Below are 23,159 nucleotides of genomic sequence, written 5' to 3'. Positions count from 1 at the left end.
TAACTTTACTTTACAAAAAAGATATGTTATCATGCTATAGTTGATGAGAATTCATCTCTATATTAATGGGCTGATTAGTCGCTAAGAATGGTAACATCAAGACAAATCCGTAAGTCCCTGAAGTATTTACTATCGAAAGGAAGAAAATAAAATGGCAGTACCTGCACGTCGCACCTCAAAAGCGAAGAAAAACAAACGTCGTACGCACTACAAATTGACAGCTCCAACTGTAAAATTTGACGAAGCTACTGGAGATTACTCACGTTCTCACCGTGTATCCCTTAAAGGATACTACAAAGGACGTAAAATCACTAAAGCTGCAAAAGCGAAATAATAGAAGGGAGATACCATGCGCGTAAATATTACACTTGAACATAAAGAATCTGGTGAACGCTTGTACCTTACTTCAAAAAACAAACGTAACACTCCAGACCGTCTTCAATTGAAAAAATACTCACCAAAATTGCGTAAACACGTGACTTTTACTGAGGTAAAATAAGGTTTCATTACATTTCAGTACATGCTGAAAAAGCTTGATTTCATGCGATTTCTAATTTTTTGAAATTCAGTAGATTGCAATAAAAATCAATCCAATGACTACCTTTTTGACTACTTTTTGTGAAATAAAAAGACGATATTCAAAAGGAAAACTCTAGCAACTAAGCTAGAGTTTTTTGATTTACTTTCTATCTGTTACTTCTGTTTGATTGTAAAACCTTTTTAAAACAGATAGTATAACATAGATGATAACCATATATAAAATAAAGGCTGTACGATCCCCTGATTTGAAAATACTTGGCGAGAATCCCATCATGGCATGGCTAGCTAAACCGACCGTGAAAAGGTAGGGTAAAGAAAGACTTTGAGACATCTCCCATAGACATAGTAAGATACAAAAGAATATCAGAATAAAGCCAACATTTAAAATAATTGAGACATCATTTGTCAACAATGTTGCAACCAACTGTAAAACCTGACTTAAAGCTGGACTTGATTGTTTTTCAAGCAGATATTGACTAAAAGCCTGAATAGTATAGCCATTATGGGTTAGTGTGATTAAAATGATGTTGATTGGTACAACTAATAGTGGGATAACAGACAAGTACTTGAGATACCATTTTTTACTATAAAGAATAGCAAACACAGCTAATAGTGTGACAAAGAATAACATCAGCATATTCTGTTGAACCAGTAGTACTTTACTTGTATTTGATATTCCGAGGTTAATCTTATCAAATAGACCAAACTGTGCAAATTCAGGAAAGAAGGTTGGGATTGATTGGACTTGTCGTGATTGATTACCTGGACTTAGAGCAATCAAGACAACATTAATCATCGTCAACCCCAGAACAAGGTAGTGGGCACAATGGATTTTCTCTTTAGTTACTACCAGAAAAAGCAATTTCCCAAGTAACATCAACAGGATAGTTATACAGACCTGTTCTTGATTGGTTGCAAATAACGTTAAGACAGATAACCCAAGCAAGGTTTTTGCTGTTACTGTTTTATCTAGCTGTTTCATAACAAAAATTCCTGCTGTAATGGGCCAAAGGTAATTAAGGCTTGTTGCTAACCAACCAGCTGATAAAAAGAGTGTGACAGGTAAAAACAAGAAGAAAATAGCCACAAGAAACAATCCTTTGATATGTCTCCCAAAGCTGGATTCCGTCAATAAATCCAGTAAGCTAACAAAGATAATGGCATTGAACACTCTAAACAACCATAACTGTTTTGAAATCAATACCAAGATAGCTTCAATAAAAATCCGTGAACTCCATTGTTGATAGCGGCCGACTAACCAATCTACAGAAAATGATTGATTGATAAAGAAGGCATCGTCTCCCATCACAGGAATGACCACTTGCCCGATCGTCATGATGACAATAAAAATACCCAATATACTCCAATACCCTTTTTCTTGACTTAGTTTCATTTTCTCTCCTTTTCTAAACTAACGTAAACATTCTTTTTTCTTTCTAAAAAGAACTATTACGTTCTAAATTTTATCACAAAAAGAACTTTTGAGTTAATTTATTCCATAAAATAAAACTCCAAAGTACTGATGATCTAGTCAAATTATCGCTATCATTTAAGTATGACATCTAACAAAGAATATGACCTATCTTTAGGCGAGCAGATTCGTCACAGAATCAAAGAACTAAGAAAACAACAGGGATTATCCCAAGAGCAGTTGGCGAACAAGGCAGATATGGAAGCTACTTTTTTAAGCCGTATCGAACGAGGGCACACCACCAATATTCAAATCAATACGCTAGAAAAGATTATATCTGCATTAGATATTGACTACCCAACATTCTTTTCATTTAATACTAGCGATCAACCATTACATCAGATTGTTGCTAAATTATCTCTTATTTCAAATCAAGAGGAAGCACTAAAACTAATCAACGCTTTACTAGATTGGAAATTAAACAACTAAATTAACATCAAAAAAACCGTTAGGCTATTAATCCTAACGGTCTTTTTATATTTTCATTGATTACCTACATAAGTTATAAAATCCAGTTCTCTTATCTTCTTATTGTAGTGAAGAAACATTTTATTTCCATCTATAAGTGCTTGCTCCCTGTTACGTTCCTCTTCTGAAAGCTCCTTCCCATCTGAGTGTAGTTGTAACGGCTCTATTATGGAGTCCAAGTTGCAGAAAAAACATTACAATAACTGAGAAGGTTTAGATAAAAAATAGGTGAATAATAGACGAAATGTACTTTTTTTTTGATACAATGTATCTATACACTAGTTTATTAATACAGAAAGGTCAAACTATGAAAGAAAAATTTCAAATGTGTAAAACCTATCTTCCAGTCGTCTTAGCAACGATTGGATTTGTCAACGGTTGCAAAATTATCTTTGGAGAATTAGGTAAGCCAAATGGCATGGAAGCTAAATATCCTCTCTTTCTCCTAACCATTTCCTTGGTCGCTATCTACCTCATTCCCCTACTAGTACTGACATATTACTTAGCTAAACGCTATAACATTTCTAAACAAGTTATAAGTCTTAGCTGGCTTTTAGGCTTAACAAGTAGCATCTCTTTTTCTGAACTGGGACATACAGCTATTGGATATTTCCTACTCGAAATTGTTAAAGCTAGTGATAATTTCCTAAAAGACTGGGGCGCAGCTATTTCAGGTCCATTTGCAGAAGAAATCGGTAAAGGGCTAACTGTTCTACTTGTACTACTTATTTGTAGAAAAATGACACTAAAAAATGCATTGGTAAGCGGAGTGATTGTTGGATTAGGTTTCCAAATCATGGAAGACATCACCTTTGTATTTAGAGACATGTTCATGAATAAGTTAGACGGCTTTGAAACCATTCTTGAACGCGTTGGTCAAGCTGGTTGGGTTCATTGGGTTTTCACGCTTCTCTTTGCCATTGGCTTAGTAGCCCTTCTCACGAAAAATACAGGTATGTCAAAAGCACAGGGAGTATTTTGGATTGGTGCAAGCTTTGGAATCCATTTTCTCTTTAATTCACCATTCAACACTGGTATCTTCAAGACAGTGTTCCCTATCTTGAGTATTCTACTTGGCTTACTTGCCTATCGAACGGTTGAGAAACTATCTGAATAGACAAAAAATCCGCCTTTGAGCGGATTTTTTATATTCATTCTTGTTAGAACAAGCCGATAGCTGTCCCGTATGCTGCCACATCCATGTTAGAACAAGCCGATAGCTGTCCCGTATGCTGCCACATCCATGTTGAGAGCTGCGGGAGCTTTCGGCAAACCAGGCATGGTCATGACATCACCTGTTAAGGCAACGATAAAGCCTGCACCCAATTTTGGCACAAATTCACGGAAACATCGGGATCCTTAAGCAAGTTCGGTACCTTAATGGCGATGAACTTCTCTGATCCGAGGTCAGCTCCGAAACCTGCTTCTGTGACCGTGTAGCCGCCAATCGCAAAGCTGTAATTGTTGCGAGAACTGAGTTACGTCCGTGGGCAATATTAGCAAATGGACCACCATGGACAAAGGCAGGCGTGCCATAGATGGTTTGGACAAGGTTTGGTTTGAGTATAGGTTCCATAACGATAAATATTGGGAGTCCAATGAGTGAAGGTTATCTGATTTTCTTCAATAGCCTCAAGAGAAGTTAGAACTACACCTCGACCACTAACCATATTTTTCTTATTACGATAGCCAAAAATTGAGCCTTTTTGCTCCTCAAAAAGAGTTGTCTGATATTGACTATTTTTAAATTTAAATTGTCTCAAACCATCTTTAAGAATCATGCGATGAATCTTCTCTACAGTCACTGCTTACTCCTTTCTAAAGAGAATAATAAAAGGGTACCAACTTTTTTTCGTTGATACCCACCATTTTTTACCAAACTACTTGATTTTTTTCAAAAATCTTAATACACTTTATTAAGTCATTTCATTTTACATAATTTTGTGTTATAATGAAATCAAATAATAAATCGCACTAGAAGTAGTTTCGTTCGATAGTGGTGGCTATCAACGAAGCTCCTGGAAAAATGTCGCCAAACGTTTTTCTGGGCTAGTCTTTTTTATTTTTCTTTGATTTAAACTGAAACCATTATACAATTTTTTCTCTTTCTAGCAACCGCTTTTCAAGAGATAACCCTAATCCCCCTAAAGACAGAATGCCAAAAGTAGATAGGTAACGATTTAATCTTTCTTCAATGCTTTTATATAATCACTCTTTGTAGAAAATAAATCCGTAACAACCACTACAGAATTATTTTCGTCAATAAGGTACAAGGCTAAATAATCTTTTTTCAAAGGGACTCCCCTAGTTTCCCAAGTATCATCCAATCTAACCCCAAAACGTTCATCAACACTAAATCCTCCATGGGGAAAAATTTCTAACCCGCTAAGAGCATCAAAGATTTCTGTAACTTTATTCTTCGCTGATATTTTAGAATAATTTTCAGCAATGTAAAGTTCTATATCAGCTAGCTTTTTGAGAACTGTGTCAGAAATTTCTACACGATATCGCTTCAATCCATCTTGTTCCTTATAATCCAAAACGCTCCCTCGCTTTTTCTAAAGAGACTGTTCTCCCTTCTTCATAATCCTTAATACTACTCTTCACTGTCTTTTGGATTTCTTGAAAAATAAGCTCTTTTTCCAGTTCTTCTTCAGCAATTAAATCGATTTTCCCAGTAATCGCAACATTTTTTAAAAATAGATTAATTGCTTGAGCAGTATTTGTATTATTTTCTTCAAATACTTTTCTAGCCTTTGTCAAAACATCTGTATATGTTTTTAGGTTATAATTTCTATCGTAAGCATATGCCATAGTGTATACCTCTTTTGATTATTTTTTTTGATTATAACTCTTTCTCCCCTTTATTTCAAATATTTTTAATTACTAGAAGTTTTCATTTACTCACCCTAAATTCTTAAACATTTAGATATCTGTTTGACGATTTCTCTGGTATCATATACTGAGATTAATGGTTAGTTATACTAGTCCACACTCTTTGATTTCATGATTAACTATACCTGTCCATATTCCTCGATTTCTTGACTGACTATACTGACCCATATTTATGTAATCAGTGGTGGACTATACTAGCCCATGTTCCTGAAATCATTGGATTACTACACTATCCCAGCTTTATGTCATTCATGGTAGACTATAATAGCCCATATTCCTAAAATTATTGGATTACTATACTAGTCCATATCCCTCAATTTCATGGTTAACTATACTTGTCCACATTCCTCGGTTTAATGGCTTGCTATACTATGCCATGTTCCTTGATTTAATGATCAACTATATTGATTAATTCTTGAGAATTTTATGATTTCTAAATTGTCAAATTAAGCTAGACTTTTCAAGTGACTCAGACAAACTTGGTAGGGGGTTAGATAATTCAGAGACTTTCTAGGAATTCTATTCCTTTTATCAGCTATAGCTGATAAAAATTGCTGAGAAATGCCAGTAAAGTCCATCTGTTTCGGAAGTCCATTCTGACGTAATAAGCCATTTGAATGCTCATTGAGACCTCGTTGACTGGGACAACCTGGATCGGCAAAGAAAATATCGATGTCATGTCTATTCGAAATAGACTTCCAATTTGAAAACTCTTTCCCACAATCAAAAGTAATCGACTTAAAGAGATGACTGGGAACTTGAGAAAGCCATTGATTGATGGCTTCCTCAATATCACTTGCTTTTCGTCCCTTAGTTTTCAGTGTCATGATTGCTTTTGAGAGTCGTTCTACTAAGGTAATGACCGCACTTTTGTGTTTCTCGCCAACAATGGTATCTCCTTCGAGGTGTCCGAACTCTGTATGAAAATCAGGATAGAGTTCAGCTCTTTCACGTAAATCTCTGCGAAAGGCTTGTTTTCCTCTTTTTTCGCTATGACCATTTGGTTTTCGTTTTCCTTTCCAAGGGAGGTCTTCCTTCTTGAACATACTACGGTCAGCCAGTCGATAGAGAGTTCTCATAGAACAAGAAATCTTATCTGGATAAGTTCCTTTAATGACATCAAGGCTAAAGCTTTGATCTAAACGAGTTTGAATAAAGTCTTTTTCTGCTTGCGAAAGACTTGTTTTCCTCCGGCCACAGCGTTTCTTATTGGCCTTATAGTGTTCATAATAGTCGTAGGCAGAATGTCCATCTTTGAGAAAGTTGATAACATGATAGACGGTCTGCTTTGATCTTCCAAGAGCCTTCATGATATCTGTAACTGTTGTACCTTCTTGGTAATAAGCCTCTATCGTTACGAGTTCATTTGTGGTAAGATGGAGATAGGTCATTTATGTTAGTTCCTTTCAGATAAATGTGGTAGTTTATCTGAGCCTAACATAGATGGCTTTTTCTGTCTAGCTTAATTTTACAAATTGGGAAATCAAAAAAATCACGATTAAAAAACCGTGACCTTCTCTGAGAGAATCGCAAAATTCTAGGTTTGCGTGTTTAGCGCACCCTTTGATTGCGCTAAACGCGCTGGCATACTGCCCGAAAATACAAAACTCAATCGTTTTGATTTTCTCCTGGTCTCGACACTTCGTGCCGACGTCTGCGAACCGCACAGACGAATGCTCGCCGAAAGTCGCAATGTCAAAAATTAAATCTAAAACAAAATATTAATTTTTACATAAAGAATCAATAGTGTTCCAAAAATCCTAGAATATCAAATAAGACAACTGTATCTTTTCATTTTCTAACTAAGGTTTCTTTCTCCATTTTAAACTTCTCTGTGTTACTTGACGATTCGTAAAAATTGGAATCACCCCTGGCAAAGTTTTTTGAGATTTGTTATAAATCATATTAGTCCTCCTTTGTTATTAACTAACTTGTTGCAAGCCTACTAAAAACTCATTGTATAATTTATTTCTACCAATCAATTGATTATGAGTTCCAAAATCAACGACTTGTCCTCCCTTGTCTAAAACTAATATCGAATCAGCTTCTTTGACCGTATGTAATCTATGGGCGATAGTTAAACGAGTTTTTCCTGCTGTCAATTTATCAATTGCTTTACTGATAATTCGTTCTGTAACACTATCTAAGCTTGCTGTAACCTCATCGAGTAGATAGATTGGATGCTCTAATAGTAACGCTCTCGCAATATTGAATCTCTGTTTCTGACCTTCAGACAATCCTGTGCCACTATCAGAAATCTCTGTATCTAAGCCGTTTTCTAAATCATTTACCAATTTAGTCAAACCAAGCTCCTTTAGAACCTCGTTGATACGTTCTTCAGATACGGATTGATTTTTTCCATAAAGCAAATTATCTTTAATGCTTCCATGAAATAGAGTATTATCCTGAGGAATGTAAGCAATCATATTTCTAATTTGTTCTTCTGACAGTTCTGAGAGACTTCTATTTCCAATCGAAATTTCTCCATCATAATCTTGATAGAATTTCATCAATAAGGAGAAGATGGTAGACTTCCCTGCTCCACTTGGACCGACAATTGCAACGTGCTGTCCTGATTCAACACTTACTGATAGACCATTCAAAACATTTTCTTGATCATATGCAAAATCAACGTCGTTAATTACAATATTTGGATCAACAAATTCCTTTTCTACTGTTTGAGCACTCTCTTTTTCAAGATTCAAAATTTCTATTAATCGATTTGAAACACTATTAAATTCTGTTAACTCTGTCATAGACTCAGAAATATCTGTGACTGGATCGATCAACTGAGTCATATATAAAAGAAATGTCATTAAAGTACTCATAGTCATACTACCTTTAGACACTTCCATACCAGCTACAACTAAAAGTAATATAATAAAACTCATCATAAGACCATTAACTAGAGTATTCTGGATAGATGATAGCCCAATAATTTTTTTAAAATTATTAGTTAATCTATCAAACGTATAAGACATGGCACTCTGCTCACTATCCTCCCCGTTAAATGCTTTCATTAGCCTAATATGTTTAAATCTATGGCTAATACGACTTGAAATCGCTCCTAATCCCTCTTGATAATCCGTATAGTATTCTTCCATCTTATTATTAATAGGAACCACTACAAAAAGTAAAATCGGAAATAGACATAGGCTCATTAGTGTTAATGGTAAACTAATTTTCAATAAAAAATAAATTGAACCAACAATAACAACTACATTCAAAATCAAATTCGGAAATACTACTGTGATAAAATTTAGTACTACTGACATATCGTTAGTCAATCGACTAGCTAAATCTCCTGAGGGATGAACATCTAGCTCTCGGACTGAGGCTTTTAGCAGAGAATGATAAATATATTTTTGAATCTTATTTAAAGATTGACTTCCGCATAATCCAATTACATAACTTGAGAAGGCTTGAATAAAAAATATTGATGAAATAGATATTATAGCTACTATAATTGTTACAGGACTAGAAATAAGAGTTGTTAAAAATTTCTCATCTAACAAATTGCCCATAAATTTCGGGATAAACAAACTCATTACTGTTCCAATAAAACTTAGCAGTAAACCACAAAGAAATTTTGACTTATTGAGGTTCTTGATAATTAATTTTAAAAGATTTTGATTCATAGTTAGAACTCCAAACTTTTAAATTTTTTTGCTCCAACTTTTGTAAAAATAATGGAATACAGACAAGTCGTTACGATTGTTCCCAGAATTGCTAATGGCATATTGTCATTACCTAACTCAAGATATCCATTTGGAAAGAGCAGCGCTACTGGTCCTCCAATAATTGGGGTAATCATCATAGTAATGGTCAATACTACAGCGGTTACCATGGTAGCTCCTGTACTACAGTATAGACAAATGACACTGGCTATAGTTACAGAAAAGATATCCTTCATAAGAAACCCTAACAAGCTTAACACACTTTTAAGCGTGATAGTAATAGTACCAGCAAGGAAACTAGATGAAGCAAACGGCAGATGCACTACTCTTGTATAATAAACTACCGCAGACATCATAGCAAATAAGAGGTGAAAAATTACCACGATTAAAATTAAACTAACATACTTAGCAAAAAATGTTTTAGTCCGACTCAAATCTCGATATAAAAACATAGTGTGCTCATCTAGCTCTCTTTTGAAGACAGATATTGTCAAAAAATAAATTGCTAAAGTTGGTAGAATAAAGCCATCTACCGAACTCATCATCATATCTATAAAATCAATCCCACTAATTTTATAGCTATCGAGTGTTTCAATCTGCATAAAATTGGAGTTCCCAAAAAATGAACCTACTAAATATACTAGCGAAAATAGAGTAAATGATAGATAAACTTTTACCTCTTTCCGCTTCCAAACAGAGCTAAAGACGGCTTGAAAAATTTGTTTCATAACTACGCCCCCTTATTAAAAATTTCCTTCAAGTGATTTTCTTTGACTTCAATTTTAAAAATTAATTCCTGTTCTCCCAATACTCCAAAAATCTTATTTAAATCTTCCGACGTTGTTCCTGTTGAAATATCTAGTAAATTATCAGTCAAATTGATTGTATCACTCAACAGAGGATTGAGGATCTCCATATTTTTAGTACTATCTAAATGGACTACTACACTTGGATGCTCAGAACCTTCGAATGAATCGGCTAATTTACCGCCTTCAATATAAACATATCTACTACACAATGCCTCCAATTCTCCTAATTGGTGGCTAGAAATCAACATTGAAATCTGACGTTCACTAGACCATTTCTTGAGAATATCAATCAACTTTTGAACACCGATTGGATCAAGACCAACAAATGGCTCATCTAATATTAGGAAATCTGGCTCTGCAACCATAGCAATTGCTAATGCTGTTCGTTGTTTCATCCCAAATGAAAATCCTTTAGGTTTACGATTCCTAGCATTCCAAAGTTCAACTAATTTCAATGTTGATTCAATATTAGGATATAGCTCTTCTTTCCCGTGTAGCTTTAAATAAAATTTCAAATTATCGACAACACTCATTTCTGGATAAAAGACCGGATCAATCATAATTCCAAAGTCTATCAAGATATTATCCTGACTGTTAATATCAACTCCATTATATGTAATAACCCCTGAGGTAGGTTTTAAGGATTTTGCCATCATTTTCATCAAGGTAGATTTTCCAGCACCGTTTTTGCCAATTAATCCAACAATCTCACCCTTATTAATCTCCATGCTAACGTCTTGAAGAGAGTAGAAATCATTTCCTTTAAATTGTTTTGAAATTTTCTTGATTTTAAGCATATTTAACACCTTTATTTTCTTTTTTCTTAGCAGTATTCGTAAATAAGTAATATGCGATAGAGGAAGCATAATAAACTAATACAACAAATGATACTTGTGATGAACTAAATAGATTTTTAGCTATATCAACACTAATATCTCCATTAGATAGGGTATTCATATTGATAAATTCTAACCATACTCCCGATTTTGATGTGATATAAGCAAATAAGAAGTATGATAAGAGTGAAAATGTTGGAAATAAAAGGCTAGAAATCAATTTATATGTTTTATTTTTTTGAATTTTAGTAAACAATATATTGATACAAACTGGCAATAAATATAACAATCCCAAAAATACCGGTACTGTAAAAGAATTCAAAAAACTGGTACTAATTGCAATTAAAAGTAAATAGAAAAGTAAGTTAAAAAAAATAAATAGCATAACGTTCTCCTTAAAATAGTATTTTTGAAACTATTAAATTATATAACCAGTGACCAGCTATGGCATACTGTAAACCGAACTTTGTTGCAAATATTGAGAATAGAATTCCTAGCGGAGTCCTAATCAACAAATTATCCATAATAGGATAATCCATATGTAGAATAAAACCAAATAGTATGGATGTTAATAATATCGCAACAATATAGTTATAGTCTCTACGAAGCATTCGATAGATGACATATCTGAATAAGAACTCTTCACACATTGAAATAATCATCTGATGAAAGTACTCATCGCTTTGGATAAAGAAATGATTGACCATAAAAATGATAATTGCAATTACAACGTATTGTTTAAAATCAAAAGTTACTTCATGGTACTTTTCTTCTCTTAGATGATTACGTGATATAGTATACGGTAGTACTATAAATCCAAGTATCATAAAAGTTATTAAAGATGCCAAGTACATATTTTCTATGCTACTAAACGATGCTATAAACAATATAGATGTTCCTAATGCATAACATAATGAAGCTATAACAATTAGCCCTAAACTGATAACTAAAGACTTATATTCAATTTTCTTAATCATTTTAAAACTCAACCTTCTTAAATCTATTTTTAGCTATAAAATAGCATACTAAGTAATAAATTGTAGATATAATTAGAATGAGCAATAAAGATGTTACAAATCCACTTGAAGAGACGAAATTAGAATATGTTAGAGGAACTAAGTATTTGATACCAACTAGAAGAGTACCTGTTACAGTAAACAATACAAAGAATACTCCAGATAAAACTGCTGCCAATGTTTTAGATCTCACAGACACCATTACTACAATCACAATAGTAATTAGATTCAATAAAATAGTAGCTAGTATAGTCAAGAACGACTGTTCAAACACCAAATGCACATTAGGAAACAAATTCATACTTACTCCAAATTTAGGCAACATCAAACCATAGTAAGTAATCAATGTTATTAATAAAGTACTTAATAAATATATTCCATAAATTAGTGTAAGACCAAATATTTTAGAGTTAAAGATTTTAGATCGTTGAATATCCTTATATAAGAACATAATTCCACTATCAATTTCATCTCTAAAGGTAGAGGAAATTACAATTGAAAAAATCAATACTGGCAAAGTTAAACGATATTGAGTTAGTAAAGTTGTCTCTAAAAATGATAGAAAACTTTTCGTGTATTCAACATCTAAGGCTTCTAAATTTCCAGATAAGAATGGAACAATAATAGGAAGAAAGCAAAATGATAAAAATATTTTTGTATCTCTTCTACTGAAAATTGTTTTAAACACTGATTTTAACATAAAATTTTTCTCCTAATTTTTAATAACCAATAAGCTAGGGATTATATATTGATAATCCCCATCTTATTGATAGTTAAAACTATCAATAATTTCTAGAGAAATGCATACTTACATTGTGTAATAGTAAACTTGATTGATCCAAGTTTCAACGTATTATGTTTTGATTTTACTGTATATCTGATTCTCTCGTAATAAATTAGATGCTGCGACGACCGTTACGATATGTTACTGATACTGGGCCAACTTTAACTGTGTTGCGTTTTGTTTTTACTGTTTTCTTTGACATGTGACTTTCTCCTTGAGTGATTAGATGCTACGACGACCGTTACGGTATGTTACTGATACTGGGCCAACTTTAACTGTATTGCGTTTTGTTTTTACTGTTTTCTTTGACATGTGACTTTCTCCTTGATTGATTAGATGCTGCGACGACCGTTACGGTATGTTACTGATACTGGGCCAACTTTAACTGTGTTGCGTTTTTGTACTTTCTTAGTGCGTTTTGGCATATTTCTTCCTCCTATGATTACAATGTGTGGCGACCGTTTTATAGTGATATAGTCAAATGAATTAACTTTCAGACAAGTAACTGAGACGCGGACAGTACTTGAGTACGGCAAGTCGAAAGTGACGATGTATCAAAGTTAATTCAAAAGACTATACTTAACGAGTATACTCCGTTTGTCTTATCTTCAATATTTCCAAGGAAACCTAGGTTTCTTGATTCGATTGGTAATGTCTTCTGGTGAAGACCAAATATTTTGATGTGTTGGTAATCTACGATTCATAACTTCTGTCTTTCCTCTCTGATTCTATTATTTTTTTAAAGGTTCTTATAATTAACACCCATCCCTGGGATGAATTCTATAAATAATTTGTCTTAGCATTGCGCCTCTCCTTAATATTTAATTAACTACTCGATTAATGAAATTATTACGTCGTTTACGTTTTCCAAATCCGATTTTAGGTTGAATCAAATTGAATTTAAACATATCATTTCCCTTTCGTTAATCATTTATTCTGACTCGGTTTTGTTTTGCCTCGTCCTTACACAAAACAGTATATCCCTAATTCTAAAAAAGAAATGATAAATCTAATAAATGGACTATTTTTGATAACGAACGTAACTTTACAAAACCGTTCATTACATTTTTTACCCTTTTCAAATAAAAAAGAAGTTATTTTTTGAAACTAATAACTCTGCTTCAAAAAATAACTTCCTCTTGAATCAATGAAAGTAAACTAATTAACGTTATCTCTCATTATACTTTTCTCTGATAATACTTCCTAAAAATTGTGAATCTGATACTCTAATACTCGACTGATTGGCAAGTTCCTTGAGCATCTGCCTTTCAGACGGCAATAAAGTAAAGGAATATGTCTTTTTCTTCTCTTCTTCTATAACTACCTCTGTTTTATAGTCCGACTCCTTTACCTCTTCTTTAGCTTTATTGAAATTTGTAAATCTGTTATCCATTTATTTCCCCTTTTATAAAGTTATGTATAATAAATTATAATACAATATATTGCAATGTATTATATTGTATTTTCTATCTTATTAAACAAATCTTCGATACTTTTGAAAAATTGTTTATTTCTTGTTTTCTCTGAACCAGACATATTTTCTTGCTGCTCGAATATATCCTTATCTAACAATAAACTTTTAGCCAACAACTCTTTTTTAGGTAAATATCCTAAAAAGCGTTCATCTTCTACAATAGTCTCTAAAAATTCTTTAGAAGTATTCCCTATGTGTTCAATCTTATTACCAATTAAGTATGCCTCTGCTTGGATATAGGACTTTCTAGTTATAATATCTACAACTTCATTTTTTAAATTCTCTATCGTATTTTGTAACTCTAACCAGGCTCTATAACCATTACGTGACGGCTCTGATATCCCTAAAACTAAGTCTGCAGCTGCAATGAAATTAGATGTCACCAAACTCGAATCATTATGAGTATCGATAACTATATAATCATAATCAGTTAAGTTCTCAATGTTATCTGCAATCCACATAAACATGATTAGACAATTGTTCTGACGTTTGCGTAAGTCCAATACATCATCAGTGAGCCGACTCGAACCATTAATGAAATCTAAATTTTTATCTATGTTTAGAATCTCAAACTCGCCATTTTTAAAAATATCAAAGATGGTCTTGCTACTCTTATGGTTAAATGAATAGCTTAAATTACACGATGAATCTCCATCAATTAGCAGTACTTTCTGTCCCTTTATCCTAGAAAGTCACTTAGAAAAATTGTAGGAGAAAGTTGATTTGCCTGTTCCTCCCTTATTAATATTGACCGTAATAATTTTCATGATTTCTCCTTTCGTCAAATGCATTATACCACAATATATTGCAATATAATATAATATAATGTATTATATTATATCAGTCGTTTGGAGAAAAAATGTTTAAAAAATATAGTTATGTCCCTCAAATAGATATGAGAGATTGCGGTGGTGCGGCTCTTTCTAGTATTATCCAACACTATGGTTCTTACTATTCTCTTGCTTACCTTAGACAATTAGCCCAAACTAACATGGAAGGAACTACCGCCCTTGGTATCATTACAGCTGCAGAGAAGTTAGGCTTTGAAACACACGCTGTACAAGCTGATATCTCCTTATTTAAAATGGATAGTATTCCTTTTCCTTTTATTGTCCATGTTAATAAACAACAAAAGATTCCTCATTATTACGTTGTCTATGGAGTCTCTAAAAATAAAATAATCATAGGTGACCCTGATCCGTCTGTAAAAATTACGAAATTGTCGCAAGAAATTTTCGCTTCCGAGTGGACTGGAACAACTATTTTTATTGCTCCAGGAAACAACTATCAAATTCACAAAGAAAAAAAGCATAGTTTAATAGACTTCATCCCAAAATTTAGAAACTACACTACACTAATTAATAAGATTATCCTACTGAGTATTCTAATTACAACTATCAGCATCCTAGGTTCTTATTACCTTCAAGAAGTTTTAGATGCTTATATGCCTAAACAAAAGTACTCCTCTCTAAACATCATTACCCTAGGGTTGGTTGTTTCTTATATAGCTCAGCAAATATTCTTCTACATCAAAACCTATCTTTTAGAGAAACTAAATCTTCACCTAACTTCAGAATTATTTTTAGATTACCTGAAACACATATTTGATTTGCCTTTAAGCTTCTTTTCTACTAGAAGAACTGGTGAGATTATTTCTAGATTTACAGATGCAACAACCATCATAGATGCTCTTGCAAGCACCCTTCTATCTATTTTTCTAGATGCTACGATAGTATTCACTATAGGGGGTGTAATGTTGTTCCAGAACCAACTTTTATTCTTAATTACCCTTGGAGTAATACCAATCTATGCCCTTATTATCTTTATCTTCATACCTATTTTTAGCAAAATGAATAATGAGGTCATGCATGAAAACGCAAAATTAAATTCTCTACTTATTGAAGATATCAATGGGATAGAGTCAATAAAATCATTATCTGCAGAAGCTATTCGTTTTCAGCATCTTGATAAGATGTTCTCTAAATATCTTACTAAATCCCTTAAACTGAGCCGTTTTGAAGCAATACAACAAGCCCTCAAGCAAGTTGTCCAATTGCTGCTAAATCTACTAATCTTATGGATTGGCTCTAAATTAGTCATCTCACACAAATTATCTGTTGGTCAACTGATCACCTATACTACTCTGCTTATCTATTTTATTACTCCTTTAGAAAATATCATCAATTTACAAACTAAATTACAAGCTGCTAAAGTCGCAAATAATCGGTTAAACGAAGTTTATCTGGTAGAATCTGAACATAAACCAAAGATAGGTAAAAAATTAAAAGATATAGAATCTGATTTCATCAAAATTCATAATCTATCTTATCAATATGGATTTAACTCCCCTACACTTAAAAATATAAATCTTACTATATATCCTGGTAAAAAAGTTTGTTTTATTGGTGAGAGCGGGTCTGGTAAAACTACTCTAGCTAAACTGATTGTTCGATTTTTTGAACCAACTTCAGGTACGATATTAATCTCTGGAGAAAATCTGGCAAACATCGATAAAAGAGAAGTAAGGAAACATATAAACTATCTCCCTCAGCAGCCCTATATATTTAGCGGCTCTATCCTTGATAATCTTACCCTAGGTTCAAATGACATCAGTGAAGAAAAAATCATTATAGCCTGTCAAATAGCCGAGATTCTAAACGATATCCTGAACATGCCTCTTCAGTTCCAAACTGAACTTACTGACGGTTCAACCTTATCCGGAGGACAAAAACAACGCCTCGCACTAGCTCGAGCTCTACTAATAGATTCTCCCGTAATGATTTTAGATGAATCTACTAGTAGTCTCGATGTTCTTACTGAGCAAAAAGTTATTAATAATTTATTAAAACTCACGGATAAAACCATTATCTTCATCGCTCATAGATTAAGCATTGCTGCCCAATCAGATTATATCTTCATTTTGAAAAATGGAGAAATTATTGAAGACGGAACACACCCTAATCTGATACAAAATAATGGATACTATTCTCAATTAATTAGCGCTAAAAACTAAAAAACTCCCATTCGTTATATTTTTTCTACCATTTATTACATCCTTCTAAAAAAGAGACATCTCCTTTGTATAATTAATTTATCAAAAATAAATCAAAGCAATAAGGAGAGATGCTCAAATGACAACTTCAATCAAAGACTTCGCTAAAAATTTCCAAGTACTGAATTCAGCACAACTCAAGGCAGTTATTGGAGGCAATGGAGGAATTGTTCAACCTTTGACTGCCAAAAAAAAGAAACCTAGATTCTAAAAATTGATGATAAAAAGCTCAAGCATCAGGACATGCTTGAGCTTTTCATAGTAGGTGACCATCATACAATCTTTAATTCCTGTGTGAATTCATGATTGATACTTGTTGTATCTAGAGTTACTTTTGGATATTTTGATAATATCTTTTTCACATTAGAAAGACCTATTCCTCGTCCGTCTCCTTTTGTTGATACTCCATATTGGAAAATATTTTTAGTGTTAATCTTACGAGTAACTGTACTATTTTGGATAACTAAAATAATTGCATCCTTATCTTGAAAATATGTAAAGTGTATCCGTGGGACTTCTGCATCAACTGTTGCCTCTATTGCGTTATCTAAAAATATAGATAATATCGTAATAAAATCAACTAAATCTATTTGCGGAGACCCAATAGGTTCAGCTATTTCTACTGATATATCAATTCCTCTATTTTGTGCTTCAATCAACTTTGCCGAAACTAGACTCTTTATTGAACTATTTTCTAAATTTGATAAATCTGCAATATCATATTTGCTTTCGTAGAATTTCTTATCTGAACCATCTAAAATAGATAGATACAACTCCTCGATTGCATTAATATCTTTACTTTTTATTGCTTCATGAAAACTAACTAAAATATTAGTATAGTCATGCCGAAAACTTCTAATTTCCTTATATAGTGACTCTACATGATGACTATATAAAACAATATTTTTTAGCTGGCTATCTTTACTTTCTTGAAGCTCCTTTTCTTTATTTTTCTTTACTCGCTCATTCATTTTAAAAATTATCCCAATCATAAAAATGAGATACAAGATAACAATATGTCTTCGTATGTAGCCAAAATCTAAGGTACTATCAATATAGCCCCATTCACTCAGAAATCTAAAATTATCAAGCAAATAAACTAATAACACATAAATCAAAAGAGAATAATTGAAAACATATAATATCTTTTTCATATTCATTTGTTTATTCAATTGTTCCCCAAAATCCTTGAAATCTATCATTAATAGTTTAAAGAAACCAAAGCAAAGTAAAAATCCAATACCATAATCAATCCAAGCAGACCAGAAAAATTCATACCATTGATTATCAGACATTCTAAATAAAAAACGATCATATAGATTAGCAAAATTGGAAAAGATTTCAAAAATTACAAATGGAAAAAAACTATAAAAAATGTATTGATACCAATTCCAATTAAATCTTTTTTTAAACAAAATTAATGATAAAGGTAGGAATAAAATCTCGCCCCAAAAAACAATATCATAATTTATGATATAAATTCCTAGAAAAAGAAACGGAAGTAAAAAATAATATAAGTTTATTTTTTGATTAGCAATATAGGATAAAATTACTATTCTAAATATCCATCCAACTAAAAATATTCCTTCATACTCTAGAGTCATTTATTATCCACCTTTTCAATCAATCCTTTCAGTTTCAATCTTGACACAAAGCATGATTCATCATTTTCAAAATAAACAATATGATTTGCTTTATCAATACGAACAACGTTTTCTGGATTTACAACGTAAGCTCTGTGACTCTGGTAAAGACGCTTATCTGCTTTAGCAATATCTGATACTTTACCATAAAACTCCATATGCCCTTTTTTAGTTGTCAAAATGACCTTGTGAATCGTTGAAGAAGTCTCAAAATATAGAATATCGGAAAAAGGAACTTGAACCTGCGAATGCTCAGATTTAAAACTAAATGAATCTTCCCCTACTGTTTTATTAACACTACTAGCAGCATGCAACAAAACTGATGTTACGGCTTCCTGGTAATCATGATCATTCAGTCCTTTATCAATGAAATCCAAAGCAGATACTCTATAACGATAGGTCACTGGCATAAACTCTGAGTGAGTCGTCACAAATACAATTGAAGCACTCGGATCCTTTTCACGAATTTCACGTGCAATCTCCATACCTTTTTTTCTTCTCCTTTGATTTCAATATCTAGAAAGAAAAATTGATGATTTCCTGTTTCTTTAATCGCCTCTAATAACTGTTGTGGCTTCCCAAATACCTCCAAATAGCGATACTTCAGATTATTATCGACCATACATTTCTTTATTGCTGTCTCAATACGAGTTTGCTGAAAAAAATCATCTTCCAATACAAAAATATTTAGCATTATAAACTCCTCTTAATCTATAGACTCTTCCACTCTTTAAGAACATCAGTTAAACTTCTCCGTGAACATTCAATTGAAGCAACTTCACTATTATCAAATATAATCTGTCTGGTTTCTGTATCAATAGCTTTTACACGTTTAAGATTTACTAAGTATTTCCTGTGACAGCGTTTAAAAATCAATCCCAAACTTACCTCAAAATCCTTGATTTTTCCATAAGCCTCATAAACTCCATTATCAGTAATAAATCGTAAAACCCTAGGACGTTCTGGTATTGTCCCAATATATAAAATCTCTGAAAACTGAATTTTAACTGTTAAAGTCTCTTTTTTAGCAATAATATAGTCCATAATTTCCTCCTTGCTATAACCAACCTAATCATAACAAAGAAGTCTTTTAAAAAACTCTCAATGTAACCAATGGTGTTTATTCAATAATAAACGGTCAAATCTTACCAACCATTATGAAATATCTTCCATTGGTGACAGTTATTCGCTGACAATAATTTATCATGCTAAAATTGATTATGAAAGGTATGAAAGGTATGAAAGGTATGAAAGGTATGAAAGGTACTGTCTATGTGATTCAACCATTTAGATATAGACATCCACTAGCAAAAATCCTAAAACAATCACTCAAAAAGAAATATCCTGGTACTAAATTCAAAATAAAACAAAATTATACTCAGCAAAAAACTACTTTCAACAACACATATTTTATCATAAACAATCCCCAACTAAAATGTTGGGACGGACTTCAGATTTCAAAGAAAATCAGAGAAAATGAACCTAAAGCAATATTAATCCTCGCCTCTACAGTTATGGATTACACTACATTTTTTAGAAGTCACATTGGTTTCTTAGGAGTTATCGATCTCCAAAATACTACAGATGCTGAAATTCAAAGTTATCTAGAAGATAGTATAAAAATGTTATCAAACAACACCTAACGGTGTTTCAGATTGAAGACAAACTCCTTAGAAATTGATTTTTCTTTTTGGTAATACTTAGGAACATAACGAAGAGCAGCTACAACTGTATCACTCTCTGAAAGAATCAACTAAGTCTCAACCATTACAAAAAGCTCCACAAGTGAATGCGGAGCTTTTTGACTATATCTTAGGTAGTTTGGAGCGATTGAGTAATAGAGAGCTAATCAGAACTGACAGTGAGCTCATGGCCATCGCCAAGCCTGCCAACTCTGGGTTCAGAGTCACACCAAGAGCGACGAAGAGTCCAGCCGCAATTGGAATACCAATCAAATTATAAATGGAAGCCCAGAAAAGATTGAGCAAGATACGGTTGAAGGTTTTCTTACTCATATCGTAGGCTTTGACAACACCAAGCAAATCGTTTTGAATCAAGACAACCCCGCCTGACTCAATGGCAATATCTGTACCAGCCCCCATGGCGAGTCCCACATCGGCTAGACTAAGTGCCGGTGCGTCATTGATCCCATCTCCGACAAAGGCGACCTTGCTGTTTTTCTGCAAGTCTTTGATTCGATCTGCCTTCTCCTGAGGAAGCACTTCTGCGATGACCTGATCAATGCCCACTTCATCAGCGATGGCTTGCGCTACGCGCTCGTTATCTCCTGTTAACATAACGGTTTTCAGTCTGCGAGCTTCCAAGGCTTGAATAGCACGTTTGGAGGTGGCTTTGGGCACATCCTGGATAGCAATGAGTCCAATGACCTGATTTTCTTTGGCTAAGATAACCACCGTTTTGGCTTGGTTCTGCAAGTCCTGCATCTGAGCTTTGAAATCCTCAGAAAATTCTCTGCCTTCATGCAGACGACGATTTCCCAAGAAAACACCCTGACCACCATAATGGCCCTTAACCCCTTGTCCTTCAACGGCTTCGAAGTTTTTCAAGGGACCAGCTGTCACACCCTTATCCTCTGCATAAGTCAAAATAGCCTTGGCCAATGGGTGCTCTGACGACACCTCTAGGGCAGCGGCTAGCTCAAGAACCTCTTGCTCATCTCCCACCACATCTGTTACCTTGGGTTTTCCAAGCGTGATGGTACCTGTCTTATCAAAGACAACCGTCTCGATCATTTGCAATTCTTGCAAAACCGTTCCGTTTTTAATCAAGACACCCATCTTAGCGCTTCGTCCGGTGCCAACCATAAGTGCGGTTGGGGTTGCTAAACCCAGTGCACAAGGACAGGCAATGATCAATACTGACACCGCGTAAATCATGGCTTGTGTCGCTCCGCTGTTTAGGAAAACAAACCAAATCATGAAGGTCAAAATAGCCAAGATAACAACTACTGGCACAAAAATACCTGAAATTTTGTCGGTGACATCTTGAATAGGGGCATGACTAGCTTGCGCTTTTTTGACAAAGTCTACAATCTGAGCCAACATGGTATCCTTACCCACCTTAGTCGCCTTAAAGGTAATGGTACCATTAGCATTGATCGTTGAGCCGATAACCGTATCGCCGACAGATTTAGATACTGGCATGCTTTCACCGGTCACCATAGACTCATCAATGCTGGTCTTTCCTTCTGTAATGACACCATCAACCGCAATTTTTTCGCCTGGTTTGACCTTGATCAAGTCGTCGATGACAATATCTTCTAGAGCAACATCTACAAACTCACCCTTTCTAAGGACACTGGCTGACTTGGCTTGCAAATCCAGTAATTTCTCAACTGCCTGAGAAGCATTTTTACGCATCCGCTCTTCAAAAACCTGTCCCAAAAGTACAAACATAATGATAAATCCAGCACTTTCAAAATAGATCGGCAGCCCTTTAAAGAGTGCATAAACACTATAAACATAAGCAACCCCAGTCCCTAAAGCCACTAAGGTATCCATGTTGGCATTATGATTTTTAAAAGACGCCCAAGCACTTTTTAGAAAAGGCAGGCCAGCAAAAGCCATAATGATCGTCGTAAAAAAGAAGGTCCCCCACTCGATAACCGTATGATCCACAATATGGGTGTACATGGCAACCATAAAGAAAACCAGTGGTATCGAGCAGATAAATGAGATCCAAAAACGTATTCTAAGTGACATAAGGCTCCAATCTATTTCACAACTAGGGTGCCGTGGTACATATCCATGCCACAGGAAAAGCCAAATTCCCCTTTTTCCCGTGGTGTCAATTCGATAGCAAAATCCTCATGGACAGGTAGGTCGGCTTTTATATCAAAATCTGGAAAAACAACTTGATCGAAACAAGCAGAGTCCGTTTGACGATCAAAAATGATCTTAGTCGGTACGCCGACAGAGAGTTCCAAGCGATCTGGCTTATAGCCACCATCAACAGTCACGCGCACTTCTTGCACGCCGTCTTTGATAACTGCTTTTCCGACATTTTTCTTTTTAAAAAACATGTTAAAACCTCATTTCTATTTGATAATCACTTTGCCGTGTATCATATTCATCCCACAAGCAAAATCAAACTCACCCGCTTCTTTTGGCATAATGGTGATCGGAAAATCCTTCTTCATGGGAAGATCTTCATGAACCCCAAAGTCTGAGAAAACAACTTGATCCAAACAAGACGATGGGTCTTTGCGATTGAAAATCAAGGTTGCTGGAATGCCTTTTTTTAACACAATCGTCTGTGGAATATAGCCTCCGTCAACAGAAACCTGAATTTCCTGATGGTCCCCCCGTACCACTGCTTCTTGCTGAGACACTTCGTGCTTACCGAAGAACCACCAAGCAATAAAACCAATCATCGCTACACCTAAGATAAAAACAATACTATTTGTCATAAGCACCTCTTAAAGCTAATTGTAAGTTCTTTGTTTACATTTGTAGATACATTTATAACTTAATA

Annotated in this window: 25 protein-coding genes and 3 pseudogenes; 7 read left to right on the top strand and 21 right to left on the bottom strand. The window is 34.0% G+C overall.

From position 1 onward, the window contains the following. Nucleotides 1–151: 151 nt before the first annotated feature. The gene (gene rpmF / locus G574_RS0106390; RefSeq protein ID WP_029691462.1) at nucleotides 152–334 is read left to right on the top strand and encodes a 50S ribosomal protein L32; all 183 of its coding nucleotides are present in this window, start codon (nucleotides 152–154) and stop codon (nucleotides 332–334) included. A gap of 15 nt (nucleotides 335–349) precedes the next feature. Then, on the top strand, nucleotides 350–499 hold the full coding sequence (gene rpmG, locus G574_RS0106385; RefSeq protein WP_002982147.1) for a 50S ribosomal protein L33: 150 nt from the start codon (nucleotides 350–352) through the stop codon (nucleotides 497–499). 180 nt (nucleotides 500–679) lie between these two features. On the opposite strand, the gene G574_RS0106380 is transcribed toward rpmG, so the two are convergent. Then, nucleotides 680–1,933, bottom strand: coding sequence for a DUF6056 family protein (locus G574_RS0106380; protein WP_029691461.1), 1,254 nt, complete (start codon nucleotides 1,931–1,933; stop codon nucleotides 680–682). Nucleotides 1,934–2,095: 162 nt separating this feature from the next. On the opposite strand from G574_RS0106380, the gene G574_RS0106375 reads away from it, so the two are divergent. Together G574_RS0106375 and G574_RS0106370 are read left to right on the top strand one after the other, a co-directional pair. Beyond that, entirely contained in the window at nucleotides 2,096–2,440 is a 345-nt protein-coding gene (locus G574_RS0106375) for a helix-turn-helix domain-containing protein (protein ID WP_029691460.1), read from the top strand. A 346-nt stretch (nucleotides 2,441–2,786) separates the two neighbouring features. Then, nucleotides 2,787–3,596, top strand: a complete 810-nt coding sequence (locus G574_RS0106370) for a PrsW family glutamic-type intramembrane protease (RefSeq protein ID WP_023649359.1) — start codon at nucleotides 2,787–2,789, stop codon at nucleotides 3,594–3,596. A gap of 86 nt (nucleotides 3,597–3,682) precedes the next feature. Here the strand turns inward: G574_RS0106370 and G574_RS12015 are convergent, their stop codons facing one another. The 14 genes and pseudogenes from G574_RS12015 to G574_RS10875 form a co-directional block, all read right to left on the bottom strand. Then, nucleotides 3,683–3,814 carry a formate--tetrahydrofolate ligase gene (locus tag G574_RS12015; RefSeq protein ID WP_051130542.1) on the bottom strand — a complete coding sequence of 44 codons (132 nt, stop codon included), beginning with the start codon at nucleotides 3,812–3,814 and terminating at the stop codon, nucleotides 3,683–3,685. A gap of 5 nt (nucleotides 3,815–3,819) precedes the next feature. Then, nucleotides 3,820–4,061, bottom strand: a pseudogene (locus G574_RS12010) (formate--tetrahydrofolate ligase); the annotation flags it as partial. Continuing rightward, nucleotides 3,976–4,260: a hypothetical protein gene (locus tag G574_RS0106360; RefSeq protein WP_245540403.1), complete on the bottom strand. Its 285-nt coding sequence runs from the start codon at nucleotides 4,258–4,260 to the stop codon at nucleotides 3,976–3,978. The pseudogene G574_RS12010 and the gene G574_RS0106360, both read right to left, overlap by 86 nt. A 399-nt stretch (nucleotides 4,261–4,659) precedes the next feature. Continuing rightward, on the bottom strand, nucleotides 4,660–5,019 hold the full coding sequence (locus G574_RS0106355) for a type II toxin-antitoxin system RelE/ParE family toxin (protein WP_156828113.1): 360 nt from the start codon (nucleotides 5,017–5,019) through the stop codon (nucleotides 4,660–4,662). Further along, nucleotides 5,009–5,293 (bottom strand): type II toxin-antitoxin system RelB/ParD family antitoxin, encoded by a 285-nt coding sequence (gene relB / locus G574_RS0106350; protein WP_017769273.1) that lies wholly within the window; start codon nucleotides 5,291–5,293, stop codon nucleotides 5,009–5,011. Before relB ends, G574_RS0106355 begins: the two co-directional genes overlap by 11 nt. Nucleotides 5,294–5,820: 527 nt before the next feature. After that, entirely contained in the window at nucleotides 5,821–6,765 is a 945-nt protein-coding gene (locus G574_RS0106345; RefSeq protein ID WP_029691456.1) for an IS30 family transposase, read from the bottom strand. Between the two features lie 531 nt (nucleotides 6,766–7,296). After that, nucleotides 7,297–9,012 carry an ABC transporter ATP-binding protein gene (locus tag G574_RS0106335; protein WP_029691455.1) on the bottom strand — a complete coding sequence of 572 codons (1,716 nt, stop codon included), beginning with the start codon at nucleotides 9,010–9,012 and terminating at the stop codon, nucleotides 7,297–7,299. Between the two features lie 2 nt (nucleotides 9,013–9,014). Then, entirely contained in the window at nucleotides 9,015–9,779 is a 765-nt protein-coding gene (locus G574_RS0106330; protein ID WP_029691454.1) for a hypothetical protein, read from the bottom strand. A 2-nt stretch (nucleotides 9,780–9,781) separates the two neighbouring features. Further along, the gene (locus G574_RS0106325; protein WP_029691453.1) at nucleotides 9,782–10,657 is read right to left on the bottom strand and encodes an ABC transporter ATP-binding protein; all 876 of its coding nucleotides are present in this window, start codon (nucleotides 10,655–10,657) and stop codon (nucleotides 9,782–9,784) included. After that, on the bottom strand, nucleotides 10,650–11,081 hold the full coding sequence (locus tag G574_RS0106320; protein ID WP_029691452.1) for an Msa family membrane protein: 432 nt from the start codon (nucleotides 11,079–11,081) through the stop codon (nucleotides 10,650–10,652). The genes G574_RS0106325 and G574_RS0106320 overlap by 8 nt, the downstream gene beginning before the upstream one ends. A 10-nt stretch (nucleotides 11,082–11,091) precedes the next feature. Continuing rightward, the gene (locus tag G574_RS0106315; RefSeq protein ID WP_029691451.1) at nucleotides 11,092–11,673 is read right to left on the bottom strand and encodes a CPBP family intramembrane glutamic endopeptidase; all 582 of its coding nucleotides are present in this window, start codon (nucleotides 11,671–11,673) and stop codon (nucleotides 11,092–11,094) included. 1 nt (nucleotide 11,674) lies between these two features. Continuing rightward, on the bottom strand, nucleotides 11,675–12,412 hold the full coding sequence (locus tag G574_RS0106310; protein ID WP_029691450.1) for an amino acid transporter: 738 nt from the start codon (nucleotides 12,410–12,412) through the stop codon (nucleotides 11,675–11,677). Between the two features lie 1,252 nt (nucleotides 12,413–13,664). After that, the gene (locus tag G574_RS0106295; protein ID WP_029691449.1) at nucleotides 13,665–13,889 is read right to left on the bottom strand and encodes a hypothetical protein; all 225 of its coding nucleotides are present in this window, start codon (nucleotides 13,887–13,889) and stop codon (nucleotides 13,665–13,667) included. 59 nt (nucleotides 13,890–13,948) lie between these two features. Further along, nucleotides 13,949–14,737: pseudogene (locus tag G574_RS10875) on the bottom strand (ParA family protein). A 92-nt stretch (nucleotides 14,738–14,829) separates the two neighbouring features. Between G574_RS10875 and G574_RS0106285 the strand changes: the two are divergent. Both G574_RS0106285 and G574_RS11895 read left to right on the top strand, forming a co-directional pair. Continuing rightward, entirely contained in the window at nucleotides 14,830–16,983 is a 2,154-nt protein-coding gene (locus G574_RS0106285; RefSeq protein ID WP_029691448.1) for a peptide cleavage/export ABC transporter, read from the top strand. Nucleotides 16,984–17,101: 118 nt separating this feature from the next. Continuing rightward, nucleotides 17,102–17,233 carry a hypothetical protein gene (locus tag G574_RS11895; protein ID WP_281167084.1) on the top strand — a complete coding sequence of 44 codons (132 nt, stop codon included), beginning with the start codon at nucleotides 17,102–17,104 and terminating at the stop codon, nucleotides 17,231–17,233. A 61-nt stretch (nucleotides 17,234–17,294) separates the two neighbouring features. Here the strand turns inward: G574_RS11895 and G574_RS0106275 are convergent, their stop codons facing one another. From G574_RS0106275 to G574_RS0106265, 3 genes and pseudogenes are all read right to left on the bottom strand, one after another. Next, nucleotides 17,295–18,626: a sensor histidine kinase gene (locus G574_RS0106275; RefSeq protein WP_029691447.1), complete on the bottom strand. Its 1,332-nt coding sequence runs from the start codon at nucleotides 18,624–18,626 to the stop codon at nucleotides 17,295–17,297. Next, a pseudogene (locus G574_RS10870) lies at nucleotides 18,623–19,359 on the bottom strand (response regulator transcription factor). The gene G574_RS0106275 and the pseudogene G574_RS10870 overlap by 4 nt, the downstream one beginning before the upstream one ends. Before the next feature lie 17 nt (nucleotides 19,360–19,376). Continuing rightward, the gene (locus G574_RS0106265) at nucleotides 19,377–19,709 is read right to left on the bottom strand and encodes a LytTR family DNA-binding domain-containing protein (protein WP_029691446.1); all 333 of its coding nucleotides are present in this window, start codon (nucleotides 19,707–19,709) and stop codon (nucleotides 19,377–19,379) included. Between the two features lie 176 nt (nucleotides 19,710–19,885). Between G574_RS0106265 and G574_RS10865 the strand changes: the two genes are divergently transcribed. Next, nucleotides 19,886–20,308: a hypothetical protein gene (locus G574_RS10865; protein WP_156828112.1), complete on the top strand. Its 423-nt coding sequence runs from the start codon at nucleotides 19,886–19,888 to the stop codon at nucleotides 20,306–20,308. A 162-nt stretch (nucleotides 20,309–20,470) separates the two neighbouring features. On the opposite strand, the gene G574_RS0106250 is transcribed toward G574_RS10865, so the two are convergent. The 3 genes from G574_RS0106250 to G574_RS0106240 are packed head-to-tail and all read right to left on the bottom strand — an operon-like array spanning nucleotide 20,471 to nucleotide 23,094. Further along, nucleotides 20,471–22,387 carry a copper-translocating P-type ATPase gene (locus G574_RS0106250; RefSeq protein WP_084677582.1) on the bottom strand — a complete coding sequence of 639 codons (1,917 nt, stop codon included), beginning with the start codon at nucleotides 22,385–22,387 and terminating at the stop codon, nucleotides 20,471–20,473. Nucleotides 22,388–22,398: 11 nt separating this feature from the next. Continuing rightward, a complete protein-coding gene (locus G574_RS11325) occupies nucleotides 22,399–22,707 on the bottom strand; it encodes a cupredoxin domain-containing protein (protein ID WP_029691444.1) in 309 nt (102 codons plus the stop codon). Between the two features lie 15 nt (nucleotides 22,708–22,722). Continuing rightward, the gene (locus tag G574_RS0106240; protein WP_017769263.1) at nucleotides 22,723–23,094 is read right to left on the bottom strand and encodes a cupredoxin domain-containing protein; all 372 of its coding nucleotides are present in this window, start codon (nucleotides 23,092–23,094) and stop codon (nucleotides 22,723–22,725) included. Nucleotides 23,095–23,159: the final 65 nt, after the last annotated feature.

It is taken from the genome of Streptococcus hyovaginalis DSM 12219, from assembly GCF_000420785.1.
Lineage (GTDB): Bacteria > Bacillota > Bacilli > Lactobacillales > Streptococcaceae > Streptococcus > Streptococcus hyovaginalis.
Note: the sequence above shows the minus strand (reverse complement) of the source record. Positions and strands in the feature narration are given on the sequence as shown.